Source organism: Streptomyces sp. NPDC085932, from assembly GCF_044540525.1.
GTDB lineage: Bacteria > Actinomycetota > Actinomycetes > Streptomycetales > Streptomycetaceae > Streptomyces > Streptomyces levis.
The window spans coordinates 507,258-521,864 of the sequence record NZ_JBITSJ010000002.1 but is presented as its reverse complement, the minus strand read 5'-3'; the positions used below and the strand labels follow the sequence as shown (position 1 = coordinate 521,864).

At 73.5% G+C, this 14,607-nt stretch carries 10 protein-coding genes; 2 read left to right on the top strand and 8 right to left on the bottom strand.

Annotated features, from left to right (window positions below; translation table 11 throughout):
* Positions 1-77: 77 nt before the first annotated feature.
* The 8 genes from holA to leuS form a co-directional block, all read right to left on the bottom strand.
* On the bottom strand, positions 78-1,067 hold the full coding sequence (gene holA, locus ACIGAQ_RS11535; protein WP_179272662.1) for a DNA polymerase III subunit delta: 990 nt from the start codon (positions 1,065-1,067) through the stop codon (positions 78-80).
* A gap of 206 nt (positions 1,068-1,273) precedes the next feature.
* Positions 1,274-1,519 (bottom strand): hypothetical protein, encoded by a 246-nt coding sequence (locus ACIGAQ_RS11530; RefSeq protein ID WP_362274693.1) that lies wholly within the window; start codon positions 1,517-1,519, stop codon positions 1,274-1,276.
* Positions 1,520-1,598: 79 nt separating this feature from the next.
* Positions 1,599-2,441, bottom strand: a complete 843-nt coding sequence (locus ACIGAQ_RS11525; protein WP_399781545.1) for an arylamine N-acetyltransferase — start codon at positions 2,439-2,441, stop codon at positions 1,599-1,601.
* 4 nt (positions 2,442-2,445) lie between these two features.
* The gene (locus ACIGAQ_RS11520) at positions 2,446-4,971 is read right to left on the bottom strand and encodes a ComEC/Rec2 family competence protein (protein WP_399781542.1); all 2,526 of its coding nucleotides are present in this window, start codon (positions 4,969-4,971) and stop codon (positions 2,446-2,448) included.
* Positions 4,972-5,141: 170 nt separating this feature from the next.
* Positions 5,142-6,383 carry a helix-hairpin-helix domain-containing protein gene (locus ACIGAQ_RS11515; RefSeq protein WP_399781539.1) on the bottom strand — a complete coding sequence of 414 codons (1,242 nt, stop codon included), beginning with the start codon at positions 6,381-6,383 and terminating at the stop codon, positions 5,142-5,144.
* Positions 6,384-6,502: 119 nt separating this feature from the next.
* Positions 6,503-7,348 (bottom strand): DegV family protein, encoded by an 846-nt coding sequence (locus tag ACIGAQ_RS11510; RefSeq protein WP_311686849.1) that lies wholly within the window; start codon positions 7,346-7,348, stop codon positions 6,503-6,505.
* Between the two features lie 72 nt (positions 7,349-7,420).
* The gene (locus tag ACIGAQ_RS11505) at positions 7,421-8,167 is read right to left on the bottom strand and encodes a hypothetical protein (RefSeq protein WP_311686851.1); all 747 of its coding nucleotides are present in this window, start codon (positions 8,165-8,167) and stop codon (positions 7,421-7,423) included.
* Positions 8,168-8,383: 216 nt separating this feature from the next.
* Entirely contained in the window at positions 8,384-11,266 is a 2,883-nt protein-coding gene (leuS, locus tag ACIGAQ_RS11500; protein ID WP_399781535.1) for a leucine--tRNA ligase, read from the bottom strand.
* A 476-nt stretch (positions 11,267-11,742) separates the two neighbouring features.
* On the opposite strand from leuS, the gene ACIGAQ_RS11495 reads away from it, so the two are divergent.
* The gene (locus tag ACIGAQ_RS11495; protein WP_399781532.1) at positions 11,743-12,999 is read left to right on the top strand and encodes a ferric reductase-like transmembrane domain-containing protein; all 1,257 of its coding nucleotides are present in this window, start codon (positions 11,743-11,745) and stop codon (positions 12,997-12,999) included.
* Entirely contained in the window at positions 12,996-14,606 is a 1,611-nt protein-coding gene (locus ACIGAQ_RS11490) for an NADH-ubiquinone oxidoreductase-F iron-sulfur binding region domain-containing protein (protein ID WP_311686857.1), read from the top strand. The genes ACIGAQ_RS11495 and ACIGAQ_RS11490 overlap by 4 nt, the downstream gene beginning before the upstream one ends.
* Position 14,607: the final 1 nt, after the last annotated feature.

Below are 14,607 nucleotides of genomic sequence, written 5' to 3'. Positions count from 1 at the left end.
CTGTACCGGCCTTCCCTGTGCTGAGTCCGCGAGGAATCCGGCCGACGGGCCGGACCGTGGCCGACCGACCGGGATCGTCAGCCCCGCCCGCGGGAGCGGGCCGCGCGGGCGATCGTGACCACCGCCTTCTCCAGGGCGTACTCGGGGTCGTCGCCCCCGCCCTTCACGCCCGCGTCCGCCTCGGCCACCGCACGCAGCGCCACCGAGACACCGTCCGGCGTCCACCCGCGCATCTGCTGCCGCACCCGGTCGATCTTCCACGGCGGCATCCCGAGCTCCCGGGCCAGATCGGCCGGCCTGCCCCCGCGCGCCGACGACAGCTTGCCGATGGCCCGGACGCCCTGTGCGAGCGCGCTCGTGATCATCACCGGCGCCACCCCGGTCGCCAGCGACCAGCGCAGCGCCTCCAGCGCCTCCGCCGCCCGGCCCTCGACCGCGCGGTCGGCGACCGTGAAGCTCGACGCCTCGGCCCGGCCGGTGTAATACCGCCCGACGACCGCCTCGTCGATCGTCCCCTCGACGTCCGCGACCAGCTGCGATACCGCCGAGGCCAGCTCCCGCAGATCGCTGCCGATCGCGTCGACGAGCGCCTGACAGGCCTCCGGCGTGGCGGACCTGCCCACCACGCGGAACTCCTGTCGCACGAACGCCAGCCGGTCCGCCGGCTTCGTCATCTTCGGGCAGGCCACCTCGCGCGCCCCCGCCTTGCGCGCCGCGTCGAGCAGGCCCTTGCCCTTGGCCCCGCCCGCGTGCAGCAGCACGAGGGTGATCTCCTCGGCGGGCGCCCCGAGGTACGCCTTCACGTCCTTGATCGTGTCGGCCGACAGGTCCTGCGCGTTGCGCACGACCACGACCTTGCGCTCCGCGAAGAGCGACGGGCTCGTCAGCTCGGCGAGCGTGCCGGGCTGCAACTGGTCCGGGGTGAGGTCCCGTACGTCCGTGTCGGCGTCGGAGGCCTTGGCGGCGGCCACCACCTCCTGCACGGCACGGTCGAGCAGCAGCTCCTCCTGGCCCACGGCGAGCGTCACCGGGGCGAGGGGGTCGTCATTCGCAGTCTTCCTGGCCATCGCGCCAAGCATCCCACGCCCCACTGACACCGAACCCCGGGCTCCTCCGGCCGAGGACTAGGACTCGTGCGCCGAGGACTAGGACTCGCCCGCCGAGGGCCATGACTCGTCCGCCGGGCGCTTCGACTCCTCCCTCCAGGGGACACGGCTCGTCCGCCGGGGCGACGGCACGACCCGCCCGGGGCTACGGCGCTTAACGCCTGGGGCTACGGCTCCTCCCGCCAGCCCTCCCACTCGCCCGCGAAGCGGTCCAGCTCCGCGGCGTCCAGCCGCTCCTCCTCGTCCCGCAGGACGACCAGCCACTGCGCGTCCTCCGCGTCGTCCTCACCGGCCAGCGCGTCCCGCACCAGCTGCGGCTCCTCGACGATCCCGAACCGCTCCCGCAGCGCCTCGACCACTTCTTCCGCGGCATCTCGGTCGGGCAGCACCAGCACATGTCGCACATCGCTCACGCGGGACATTGTTCCCGGTGCGGCCCGAGCGCCGCCCGGCAGGCCCGCACCCCGGGCCGGCCCGGCAGCGCCACGCCCCCTAGAGCCCGTCCGAACCCGAGGGCTGTACCGTCGGCACCCTGTCGAGCGCGATCCCGAACCGCTCGCGGTACGCGCCGAGCACCTCCTCGTCCGTCCCCAGCTCCCGCTCCTCCCGCGTGCCGTCGGCCGCCGTCGTCGTGAACCGGCGTCCGCTGAGCGTGATCCTCCCCCCGTCCCGCGTGACCCGCGAACAGACCAGCGACCGCGTGAAGTGCGAGACCGGCGACGTGCCGTGCCACCACGCCCCGGCCACGAAGTCACCGAGCGCCCGCGGCCGCACCTCCAGCCGGTACTGGGCAGTGCCGCCCCGGAACACGTCCAGGTCCGCCGCCTCCACCGTGCCGTGCCCGCCGCGCACTCCGGCCGCGTCCGGCCCCGCCTCGACGATCCGGAACGTGCCCGCCGGATCCTCCTGCTCCCCTCGTTCCCCGAACGCCAGCGGCAGGTGGCTGTGCGCCCCGAACCCGACGTCGGCCAGCCAGTCACCGCCGTCCACCGTCCGCACCCGCAGGGCGAGATGGTCGTACGGGATCCCGAGCCGCTCCCCGTCGCCGTACACCCGCCCGGCGAGCAGCGTCACGTCGTACCCCAGCGCGGTCAGCAACGCCCCGAAGGAGCCGTTGAGTTCGTAGCAGAACCCGCCCCGCCGCGCCCCCACCACCTTGTCCAGCAGCCGCTTCTCCTCCAGCACGATCTCCTCGCCGAGATGGATCGAGAGGTTCTCGAACGGCACCGTCTGCAGATGGCGCAGATGCAGCTCGCGCAGCGCGTCGACGGTGGGCCACGCCGGGTGCTCGACTCCCAGACGACGGAGGTAGGCATCAACCTGTGCTGAATTCATGGCCTCAGTCTCGCGCCACCGTCAGCCGGCCGCCCTCTCCCGTGACGGCCAGCGCGCCGTCCCGGTCCGTCCGCAGCACCGCCGCGCCTCCGGCCCGCAACGCCGCCACCGTCCCGGGGGCCGGGTGCCCGTAGGGGTTGTCCTCACCGCAACTGATGAGGGCGAGCCGCGGAGCAACCCGGTGCATGAGCCCGGGGTCCTGGTAGGCCGAGCCGTGGTGCGCGACCTTCAGCACGTCCACGCCTCGCAGTGCCTCGGCGGCCGGAGATCTCGCCAGCGCCCGCTGGGCCGGGGGTTCGAGGTCCCCGAGGAGCAGCAGGCGCAGTCCGCCCGAGCGGACCAGCAGGGCGACACTGGCGTCGTTCGGGCCCTCCGGCACCGGGTGGGTCCCAAGCATCCCCGGAGGAGCGTCCGGCGGCGGGATCGGCGGCGGCCACACCACCTGCCAGGACAGCTCACCCGCCCGCCGCTCCTCACCGGCCGCGGCCCGCGTCACGGGAACCCCCCGGGCCGCCGCCAGTCTCCGCACGAACGCGGCCTGGTCGGCGGGCTCTTCCAGACCCGTCGTCTCGATCGCGCCCACCGCCCTCCCGCGCAGCACGCCCGGCAGGCCCGCGACGTGATCGGCGTGGAAGTGGGTGAGGACGACCAGCGGGATCCTGGTGATGCCGAGCGTGCGCAGGCAGTGGTCGACGCGCTGCGGATCGGGACCCGCGTCGACCACGACCCCGGCGCCGTCGCCCGCCGCCAGCACCAGGGCGTCCCCCTGCCCCACGTCACACATCACCAGCCGCCAGCCCGGTGGCGGCCAGCCCGTGATCGTCCGGGTCAGCGGCGGCGGCTGCACCACGGCCAGCAGGAGCAGCATCCCGCAGACCCCGCACCACCAGGGATGTCGCAGCAGCCGCCGGCCCAGGAGCACCGCGAGCAGGATCACGGCGCCGAGCAGTGCCGCCCCCGTCCAGCTGCCGGGCCAGTCCACACCCGCCCCGGGCAGCGCCGCCCCGCTCCGGGCGACGCCCGCGATCCACTCCGCGGGCCACTGGGCGCACCACGCCAGGGCCCGGGCCACCGGCATCGCCGACGGGGCCGTGGCCAGCGCGGCGAAGCCCAGCACCGTCGCCGGGGCGACCGCGGCCTCCACGAGCAGGTTGCACGGCACCGCCACCAGGCTCACCCGCGCCGACAGCACGGCGACGACGGGCGCGCACAGGGCCTGCGCGGCGGCAGCGGCGGCCAGCGCCTCGGCGAGCCGGGGCGGCACCCCGCGCCGCCGCAGCCCGGCGCTCCACCGTGGCGCGAGGGTGAGCAGCGCGCCGGTGGCCACGACGGACAGCAGGAACCCGTAACTCCGCGCCAGTCGCGGGTCGTAGAGCACCAGCAGCAGGACCGCCGTCGCCAGCGCCGGGATCATCGAACGGCGGCGGCCGGTCGCCAGGGCCAGCAGCGCGACGGCTCCGCAGGCCGCGGCCCGCACCACGCTCGGATCCGGCCGGCACACCACGACGAACCCCAGCGAGAGCGCGCCCCCGAGCACCGCGGTTCCCCGCAGCGAGATGCCGAGGCGGGGCGCGAGCCCGCGCCGCTCCGCCCGCTGGGCCAGACCGGGCGGACCGAGCAGCAGCGCGAGCAGGATCGTGAAGTTGGCGCCGGACACGGCCAACGTGTGGGTCAGGTCGGTCTCCTTGAAGGCCTCCTCCAGCTCCGGCGTGATCCGCGAGGTGTCCCCGACGACGAGTCCCGGCAACAGCGCCCGGGCGTCCGCCGGCAAGTCGTCGGTCGCCTCGCGCAGCCCGGCACGCAACCGTCCGGCGAGCCGCTGCGCCCCGGAGGGCCCGTCCACCACCTCCGGTCCGGCCTCGCCGCGCACCCGCAGCACGGCCGCCACCCGGTCACCGCCCGCCATCGCCGGTGCCGCCCGCGCGGTCACCCGCAGCCGCGTCGAGGGCAACAGCCCGAGCCACGCCGACGGCCCGGACCCACCGGCGAACGTCCGCCCGGCCCGGTCACCCCGCCCGGCCGGTCCCACGTCGACGATCACCAGCACCGGCGTCCGCGTCACCGTCGAGGCGGCCCCCGCACGGTGGACGCACCGCACCTCGGCGTCGATCAGCACGGCGGCCGGAGCCAGGCGATCGCCTTGAACCCGGGGCCGGGTGAGCCGGGGATCGGAGGTGAGGTCGACCTCGGCGGTCACCGTGGCGTACTCCCGCGCCAGCCCGGGCACCGGGCCCCGCCGCAGATCGGCCGCGTGCAGCCCTGTTGAGGCGGCGGCCGCCGCGACGCACAGCAGCACGGCGGCGGCCGACACCCGTGGCCATGAGGCCGCGCCACGTCGCCGCGTCAGAGCCAGGAGCGCGACGGCGACGAGGCAGGCGGCCACGATGCCCACCACCCAGCCCGCCGGCACGGATGGCACCAGCGCCGCCGTGCCCCAGGCCGCGAGGGCGGGTGGGACGAGCCGCAGGTCGGTGGGCCCCTCCTGCCGTGGCCGTGCGAGGCCGAGCCGCGTACCGGAAGCGAGGTGCACGGACGCCCGTGCGGGGCGACGGACAGGGGCGGTCCCGGCGGGTGGCACGGGAGTGTCCGGATCGGCCCCGCCTGATCGGGCCGGGGAGCGAGGACCGGTTCCATCGGACCCGCCCGGCGACTCGGAAGCGGACCCGAGCCCGGGTCCGGCCGGAGGGCCGGAGGCGTGCCTCATGGCCGTACGAGGTTGCGCAGGTCGGCGAAGCGGCGGTCGCCGATGCCGTTCACCTCGCGCAGCTCGTCCACGGAACGGAATCCGCCGTGCTGCGTGCGGTAGTCGACGATGTGCTGCGCCAGCACGGGACCGACACCGGGCAGCGTGTCGAGCTGGTCGAGGGTGGCCGTGTTGAGGGAGACCGGAGCGCCCGGCAACGCCCCGCCCGACGCCCCTCCCACCGAGCCCGCCGCCCCTGTACTCCCCGCTCCTGCTGCCGCTCCTGCCCCCGCGACGGGAGCGGCACCGCCGACGATCACCTGCTCGCCGTCCACGAGGAACCGCGCGCGGTTGAGGCCGTCGGTGTCCGTACCGGGCTTCACGCCACCCGCTGCGCGCAGTGCGTCCGCCACGCGCGAGCCGGCCGGCAGCCGGTGGATCCCGGGATCGCGGACCTTGCCGCTGACGTCCACGACGATCTCGGCGGTTCCGGAAGTACCGGCCGTCCCGGTCGTCCCGAGCGTTCCCGCCGTTCCGGACGCAGCCGCCGTGCCGGTGGACATCGCCGCCCCTGCGGCCGCCCCGGACCCCGGCGGCCCCACCGCCCGACCGTCCTGCCCCGGCTCCTCCCCGTACCGGGCCGCCGCGCGCACCACCTCGGGCGGCCGCACGGTCTGGGTCCGGCCCGCCCAGAAGTGCTGCACGGCGAAGGCCGCGGCGACGACGAGCACCACCGTCAGAGCGAGCACGCTCCGCCGTTCCAGCCCGCACCTCGTCTGCAACCACAGCGGCATGCGCTCCCGCAGCGCGAGCCCGGCCCGTTCCCGCCAGTGCCCTTCCCGCCGGTCTCCCTCCCGCCAGTCCTCCTCCAGACGACCGCCACCGGGATCCACCCCCGCCCGAGCCTCGTCACCACCCCCGGAACCAGGCAGCCCCGGCCCAGGCGACACCGGCCCGCGCGCCCCCGGCCCAAGCCGCCCCTCCCCCGGCGGCCCCTCCCCCGGCGGCCCCTGCCCCGACTCCCGCCGCTCCCCTGCCGGTTCCCCGGGATCGGCCCGACTCGGCGGCTCGGCGCGCTCCCCGAACAACGCCTCCGCCCGACGGCGGAGCTCCTCCCCGGATGGGTGCCGGTGCCGGGCGGCGGCCCGGCCACGTGCCACGGACCGGGGCCGGCGGTGACGGACGCGCCCGTCGGACGCAGGGCTCCGACCGGGCCCACTGGTCGCGGTCGCTGTACGTGAACGTGATCGAAGTGCCATGCGACGAGGATCGGACACACCGCCGCACCCGCGATGATCATGGTTGATTCCCGGGGACAACCACCCACTTGTGGACAACCCCGCCACTCACACGAGTGAGACGAACCCCCTCGCAACGTTCACCGCGGCGAAACCACAACCGCCAGCAACCCCGGCCCCGTGTGCGCCCCGATGACCGCCCCGACCTCGCTGACATGCAGATCGGCCAGCCCGGTCAGCCGCCCCCGCAGCCGGTCGGCGAGGGCCGACGCGCGGTCGGGGGCGGCGAGATGGTGGACGGCGACATCGACCTGCGCACTGCCCGCGCGGTCGGCGGCGATCTCCTCCAGCCGGGCGATCGCCTTGGACGCGGTCCGCACCTTCTCCAGCGGTTCGATGCGGCCGTCGGCCAGCTGCAGCAGCGGCTTCACCGCGAGCGCGGAGCCCAACAGGGCCTGGGCGGCGCCGATCCGGCCGCCGCGGCGCAGGTAGTCGAGGGTGTCGACATAGAAGTAGGCGGACGTGCCCGCGGCCCGCTTCTCCGCCGCGGTGACGGCCTCGTCCACCGTGCCGCCCGCCTCGGCGGTCTCCGCGGCGGCGAGCGCGCAGAAACCGAGGGCCATCGCGATCATGCCCGTGTCCACGACCCGCACCGGCACGGGTGCCCGGCGGGCGGCGACCACGGCCGCGTCGTACGTGCCGGACAGCTCGGCGGAGAGATGGAGGGAGACGATGCCGGTGGCGCCGGACTCGGCCACCTTGCGGTAGGTCTCCTCGAAGACCGCGGGAGCGGGCCGCGAGGTCGTCACCGGGCGCCGCTTCTGCAAAGCCTGGGCGAGGGCGCGTGTGGAGATCTCGGTGCCCTCCTCCAGCGCCCGGTCGCCGAGGACGACGGTCAGCGGGACCGACGAGATGCCATGGCGGTCCATCGTCCGGGTCGGCAGGTAGGCCGTTGAATCGGTGACGATCGCGACATGGCGGGACATGAGCTGGAGGTTACCTGCCGTAGTGCCCGTGTGGCAGCCCGGGACCCGTGCCCTGCCGCGCGCGTGGCCGGATCAAGTGGTGCTCTCGGGGCGGGGCTTCTTCTGCCAGGGGTAGGTGGGACGCGCTGCCGGCGGGGCGATGGCCGGCCGGTCCTGCTCCTGCGCAGGGCTCGCCCCCGGGGTCTCCGGCCAGGTCTGTCCGGCCGCGGCGGCGCCCGGGGCGGGTGCCTCGGGCCACGGCTTCGAGGCGGGCGCCGAGGCGGACGGGGAGTCCGATGCCGTCCAGTGCCGCAGGGCGCCGGCCTCGACGTCGATCTGGGCGCTCAGGGTGTCCAGGTCGTCGCCCGCGAAGCGGCGGGCGCGGTCGCGGACGGCCCAGCGCAGCGCGTCCGCCGACTGCGTGATGCGCTCGGTGCGCTCGCGCAGCTCGGGCAGGCGCTCCCGCAGGGCGGTGCGGTCCGGCTCGGACTCCAGGCGCTTCAGCTCGCCGTCCAGTTCGTGGCCGTGCGCGCTGAGCCGCTCGAAGAGGCCGATGGACTCCTGCACGGACTGGTCGTCGGGGGCGGCCGCGTTCAGCGCGTCCTGGGTGGCGCGCATGGAGGTGCGCAGCTTCAGCCGCAGCTGGGCCAGTTCCCCCGCTGCGCCGGTCTGGGCCAGGGACTTGGCCCGCAGCGTGTGGTCCTCGACCGTGCGGCGGGCCTGGCTGATGCCGCGGTCCACGCTGCGCTTGGCGGCGCCGACGGCCTTGACGGTGGCGTACGCGCCGAGCACGACGAGGAGCACGAAGAGCAGGGCGAAGACTGCGATCACTGCTTCCACAAGGGCTCCTCCTCAGGGCGCCACGGCACACCTCACATCGCTCTCCACGGTAAACGCAACAGGCAGGCCCGGAGTTCCGGAAAGACCCCGAACCTGCCCGTAGGGGACCACTAGGGGACCACTAGCAGACCCACTAGGGCGCCACTGAGGGACCATCGGGCGAACCACCGGAAGGTCACCCTCACCGGTGGTTCCGTGGCCCTGCGGCCCCGGCGCTCACGCCGGAACGATGTTCACCAGCTTCGGCGCCCGCACGATCACCTTGCGGATCCCGGCCCCGCCCAGCGCGGCGACGACCTTCTCGTCGGCCAGGGCCACCTTCTCCAGTTCGTCCTCGGAGATCGACGGCGAGACCTCCAGGCGCGCCTTGACCTTGCCCTTGATCTGAACGACACAGGTCACGGTCTCGTCGACCACGTACGCCGGGTCGGCGACCGGGAAGTCCTGGTGGACGACCGAGTCGGTGTGCCCCAGCTTGCGCCACAGCTCCTCGGCGATGTGCGGGGCCAGCGGCGCGACCATCAGCACCAGCGGCTCGGCCACGGAGCGCGGCACGGGCCCGCCCACCTTGGTCAGGTGGTTGTTCAGCTCGGTGACCTTGGCGATGGCGGTGTTGAACCGCATGCCCTCCAGGTCCCCGCGCACCCCGTCGATCGCCTTGTGCAGGGCGCGCAGCGTGTCCTCGTCGATGTCGGCGTCCTCGACGTCGACGACGGTGACCTCGCCGGTCGCCTCGTCGACGATGTTGCGCCACAGCCGCTGCAGCAGCCGGAACTGGCCGACCACCGCGCGCGTGTCCCACGGACGGGAGACGTCCAGGGGGCCCATCGCCATCTCGTACAGGCGCAGCGTGTCGGCCCCGTACTCGGCGCAGATCTCGTCCGGAGTGACCGCGTTCTTCAGGGACTTGCCCATCTTGCCCAGCAGCCGGGAGACCTTCTCGCCCTGGTACCAGTAGGCGCCGTCGCGCTCCTCGACCTCGGCGGCCGGCACCGCGATGCCGCGGCTGTCGCGGTACACGTAGGCCTGGATCATGCCCTGGTTGAACAGCTTGTGGAACGGCTCCGCGGAGGAGACGTGCCCCAGGTCGTACAGCACCTTGGACCAGAAGCGGGCGTACAGCAGGTGCAGCACGGCGTGCTCGGCGCCGCCGACGTACAGGTCGACACCGCCGTGCGGCATGCCCTCGCGCGGGCCCATCCAGTACTGCTCGATCTCGGGGTCGACCAGCTTGTCGCTGTTGTGCGGGTCCAGGTAGCGCAGTTCGTACCAGCAGGAACCGGCCCAGTTGGGCATGGTGTTGGTCTCGCGGCGGTACTTCTTCGGCCCGTCGCCCAGGTCCAGCGTGACGTTGACCCAGTCCTCGTTGCGCGACAGCGGCGTCTCGGGCTGGGTGTCGGCGTCGTCCGGGTCGAAGGTGCGGGGGCTGTAGTCCTCGACCTCGGGCAGCTCCAGCGGCAGCATCGACTCGGGCAGCGCGTGGGCGATGCCGTCCTCGTCGTAGACGATCGGGAAGGGCTCGCCCCAGTAGCGCTGGCGGCTGAACAGCCAGTCGCGCAGCCGGAAGTTGACGGTGCCCTCGCCGACGCCCTGGGCCTCCAGCCACTCGGTGATGCGGGCCTTGGCCTCGACGACGCCCAGGCCGTCCAGGGAGACGCCCGTGCCGGTGGAGTTCACGATCTTCGCGTCGTAGGAGGCGAAGGCGTCGTCCCACTCGGACGGGTCGGTGCCGCGGCCGTCGGTCGGCTCGACCACGCAGCGGATCGGCAGCTCGAAGGCGCGGGCGAAGGCGAAGTCGCGCGTGTCGTGGGCCGGGACGGCCATGATCGCGCCGGTGCCGTAGCCCATCAGCACGTAGTCGGCGATGAAGACCGGGACCTGCTCGCCGTTGACCGGGTTGGTCGCGTAGGCGCCGACGAAGACGCCGGTCTTGTCCTTGGCCTCGGCCTGGCGCTCGACGTCGGACTTGGACGCGGCCTGCGCGCGGTAGGCGGCGACGGCCTCGGCCGGGGTCGCGTGGCCGCCGGTCCACGCCTCGTGGGTGCCCTCCGGCCAGGCGGCCGGGGTGAACTTCTCGACCAGCGGGTGCTCGGGCGCCAGCACCATGTACGTGGCGCCGAACAGCGTGTCCGGGCGGGTGGTGAAGACGGTGATGCGCTCGCCGTCGATGGGGAAGTCGACGCGGGCGCCCTCGCTGCGGCCGATCCAGTTGCGCTGCTGCAGCTTGATGGCCTCGGGCCAGTCCAGCGCGTCCAGGTCCTCCAGCAGCCGGTCGGCGTAGGCGGTGATGCGCATGTTCCACTGGCGCAGCTTGGCCTTGAAGACCGGGAAGTTGCCGCGCTCGGAGCGGCCCTCGGCGGTGACCTCCTCGTTGGCCAGCACGGTGCCCAGGCCGGGGCACCAGTTGACCGGCGCGTCGGAGGCGTAGGCCAGCCGGAACTCGCCCAGGACGTCGGCCTTCTCGGCGGCGCTCAGCTCGCTCCACGCGCGCGTGTGCCCGGGGACGGGCCGCTCACCGGACTCGAACTGCGCGACCAGCTCGTCGATCGGACGGGCCCGCCGGGCGTCGTGGTCGTACCAGGAGTTGAAGATCTGCAGGAAGATCCACTGGGTCCACTTGTAGTAGTCCGGGTCGATCGTGGCGAACGACCGGCGCCTGTCGTGGCCCAGGCCCAGCCGGCGCAGCTGGGCCTTCATGTTCTCCATGTTGGCCTCGGTGGACACGCGCGGGTGCGTGCCGGTCTGCACCGCGTACTGCTCGGCGGGCAGGCCGAAGGCGTCGAAACCCAGGGTGTGCAGGACGTTGTGGCCGGTCATCCGCTGGAAGCGGGCGAAGACGTCCGTGGCGATGTAGCCCAGCGGGTGGCCGACGTGCAGGCCCGCGCCCGAGGGGTACGGGAACATGTCCATGATGAACTTCTTGGGCCGGGCGACGGTCTCCGGGTCGCCCGCCAGGTCACCCTTGGGGTTGGGCGCGGCGTAGGTGCCGTCCGCGTCCCAGAAGTCCTGCCAGCGTGCTTCGATCTCGGCAGCCGTCGCGGCCGTGTAGCGGTGCGGCGCGGCCACCTCGGAGGTGGCCGCGGGGTTCGTCTCGCTCATGATCCTCAAAGCTCCATCGATCGTCTCTGCCTGCGGCTGTGTCGTCGAGAAACGAAAAATCCCCTCGCACAGGAGGGGACGCCGCGCCGATTCCGGCCACTCGACTCGTCCGGTGGCCGGGACTGATCAGCGCGGCCCGCTAAGCAGAAGGCGTACGGCACGCATGGCGTTAGGGTACCGCAGGCCCCCAGCGCGCCGCGACGCGCTTCGGACGGGCCCTCGACGCTCGATCCCACACTCGTCAAGCTGAACCAAGGTCAAGAGTTACTTCGCGTAACAGTAGCTAAGGGGCATCGCAACAACCGCATTGTCCTTTGATAACAACGCAATAACTCAAACCTCGTACCCATCGGTATGGCTCCGCTTAGAGTGCGGCAGCGGGACCGCTTTCCCGAACCGCTCGGAGTTGCCCCCATGAACCCTCATCGCAGTACCCCCTCACTCCCCCCGGTCGCCGGGATGTGGGGTGGCAGGTCGTGAACCCCAACGACTCCACGGCAGACGACTCCTTCGCCGAGTTCCTCAACTTCGGCGCGGGCGTGCTGTCCCTCGTGTGCCTGACCTGCTCGGTGATCTGGGGTCTGGTCGCCCAGGACCGGATCCTGCTCGACGCGCGCCGGCGCATCCTGGCCCAGGCCGTGCACCGCACCACGGCCGTCGCCTCGATCGTCTTCCTGCTGGTGCACATCGGCGTGAAGCTGGCGCTGTCCCACACGTCGTGGATCGCCGCGGTCATCCCCTTCGGCCTGGTGTTCACCGACGAGGAACTGGTCGGGGGCAGGTCGTTCCTGATCGGCCTGGGCACCCTGGCGGGCATGCTCATGATCTTCGTGGGCGTCACCGGTGTGCTCCGCAACCGCTTCGCCTCCCCCGCGCCGGTCGCGGCCCGCTGGCGCGCCATGCACATGCTGGCCTACCCGGCCTGGTGCGCCGCCCTCGTGCACGGCCTCTACGCGGGTCGCGCCGCCAAGCCGGTCTTCGTCTTCCTGTACTGCCTCTCCCTGCTCGGGGTGACCGCAGCCCTCGCCCTGCGCGCCGCGCCGCGCCCGGTCAAGCGCAAGGTCGCCGACAAGGTCGCCGCCCTCATCGGCCCCGGCGAGGGCCTCGGCCGCCGTGACCTGGAGGAGAGCCGGGCCCGGGCCGGCTCCGCGCTGCCGGGCTACGAGGGCCGCACGGGCCGGGCGGAAGCGGCGGGGGCCGGGTCCGGGCCGCGGTACGAGCGGGCCGAACGCCCCTCGCCCCAGGAGTCCACGAGCGGCTTCGCCGCGGCCTACCGGGCCGTCTCGGGACCCCCGATGGACCAGGCCTACGCGCCGGGCCCCACCACCAGCATGGAACTGCCGCTGGACCTGCAGCCGACCGAGGCCCTACCGACCGTGGACGGCCCCTCCAGCACCTCCGGCAGCTGGCCTGTCCCGTCCCCGCCCCCGGTCGGCGAGGCCCCGCCGTCGGCCTACGACCCGCTCCAGGACACGGGCTTCAACATCCCGCCCTACGACCCGCTGCGGGACACCGGACAAAGCATCCCGGCCTATGGCAATCCGGTCGCCTCCGGGTACGGATCGAGTGATGTGTACGACACGGGTGAGACGAACGCCGTCCAGGACACGTACTACCCGAACGACACGTACAACAGCGGTCCCGCCACTGAAACACTGCCCGGTGCGTCCTACGACTTCGACGCACCGGGATCGGGCGAACCTTGGAACACGCCTTCCGGAGGCTTTAAGTGAACGAGGCCCTGCCCGACGTACCCGAAGTCCGCGTGGTCGGTCTTCCCCAGCTCACGTCGGGCTTCGACCTTGTCGATCGGCTCGATCTGCCCATGCACCTCAAGGTGCACGGGCCGCTCGAGCCGATGGGCGGTGAGCAGCTCGCGCAACTCGCCGAACGCATCAACCTGAAGGGCCGCGGCGGCGCGGGTTTCCCCTTCCACAAGAAGCTGCGCTCGGTCGCCGAGGCGGCGATCAAGCGCGGTGTCCGGCCGGTCGTCGTCGTCAACGGCAGCGAGGACGAACCGGCCTGCCGCAAGGACACGGTGCTGATCAACCGTGCCCCGCACCTCATCCTGGACGGCGCACTGCTGTGCGCCGAGGCCCTGGGTGCCCGCACGCTCGTGGTGGGGGTCACCCGGGAGTCCACCCAGCGCTCCATGGAGGCCGCGCTGGCCGAACGCGGCCTCAGCAACGGCCGCCGGTCGGCCCTGCGCGCCCGCGTGCAGCGCAACCCGGTCCGCATGGTCACCGGCGCCGCCGCGTCGCTGATCCGCTCGATCGACGGCGGCCCGGCCGTCCCGCCCGGCCGCAAGGTCAGCGCCTCGCAGAACGGCGTCGGCGGCGCGCCCACCCTGCTCTCCAACGCCGAGACCTTCGCCCAGCTGGCCATCGCCGCCCGCATCGGCCCGGAGCGCTACGGCAACACCGGCCTGTACGACGAGCCGGGCACGGTCATGCTCACGGTCTCCGGGGCGGTCGCCCGCCCCATGGTGATCGAGGTCCCCACGGGCGTGCCGCTGCGCTACGTCCTGCAGCTGGCCGGCGCCCCGCCGGTGCCGCAGGGCGTGCTCACCGGCGGCTACCACGGCAAGTGGATCGACGCCGCCACGGTGAACGAGGCGATCGTCTCCCGCAACTCCCTGGACGCGGTGGGCGGTTCGCTGGGCGCCGGGGCGATCCTGCCGATCAGTCAGGACACCTGCCCGCTGGGCGAGTCGCTGCGGGTCGCCCAGTGGCTGGCCGAGGAGAGCGCGGGCCAGTGCGGCCCCTGCTACCTGGGTCTGCCGGCCGCCGCGCGCGGCATGGAGGACATCCTCAACGGCGGCGGTCCGGCCGCCCTGGAGGCGCTCAAGCAGGTCGCCAAGAACGTCAAGCGGCGCGGTGCCTGCTCCCACCCGGACGGCTCCGCGATGTTCCTGGAGTCGACCATCAAGGCGTTCACGGACGACCTGGCCGCCCACGTCCTCGGCAACGGCTGCGGACGGCGCGTGGAGGGCGTTCTGCCGCTCTTCGAGGGGGGCAGGGCCCCGACGGGCATCCCGGGCGGCGGCGAGTCCGAGGAGAACGGCCCGAGCCGTCAGAAGATCTACGTCGACTGGACGCTGTGCCGGGGCCACGGCCTGTGCGCGGACATCCTCCCCGAGGTGTTCCAGCTGGGCGCCGACGGCTTCCCGACCGTGGCCCAGGCGCAGGTGCCGCGGTACGCCGAGGCCAAGGCTCTACGCGCGGTGCGCCGCTGCCCGGCGCTGGCCCTGCGCATCGAGGAGGACACCCGCGGGCAGGCGCCCTCCCGCAACCTCCCGGTGCTCTCCCAGGGCCGCGGCCGCCGCGCCCTCGGCCGCTGAG

Bases quoted from the DNA above. Each gene is read 5' to 3' on its own strand.
- holA (WP_179272662.1), bottom strand. From the start codon at position 1,067: ATGGCCAGGAAGACTGCGAATGACGACCCCCTCGCCCCGGTGACGCTC.
- ACIGAQ_RS11525 (WP_399781545.1), bottom strand. From the start codon at position 2,441: ATGAATTCAGCACAGGTTGATGCCTACCTCCGTCGTCTGGGAGTCGAG.
- ACIGAQ_RS11515 (WP_399781539.1), bottom strand. From the start codon at position 6,383: ATGGCACTTCGATCACGTTCACGTACAGCGACCGCGACCAGTGGGCCC.
- ACIGAQ_RS11510 (WP_311686849.1), bottom strand. From the start codon at position 7,348: ATGTCCCGCCATGTCGCGATCGTCACCGATTCAACGGCCTACCTGCCG.
- leuS (WP_399781535.1), bottom strand. From the start codon at position 11,266: ATGAGCGAGACGAACCCCGCGGCCACCTCCGAGGTGGCCGCGCCGCAC.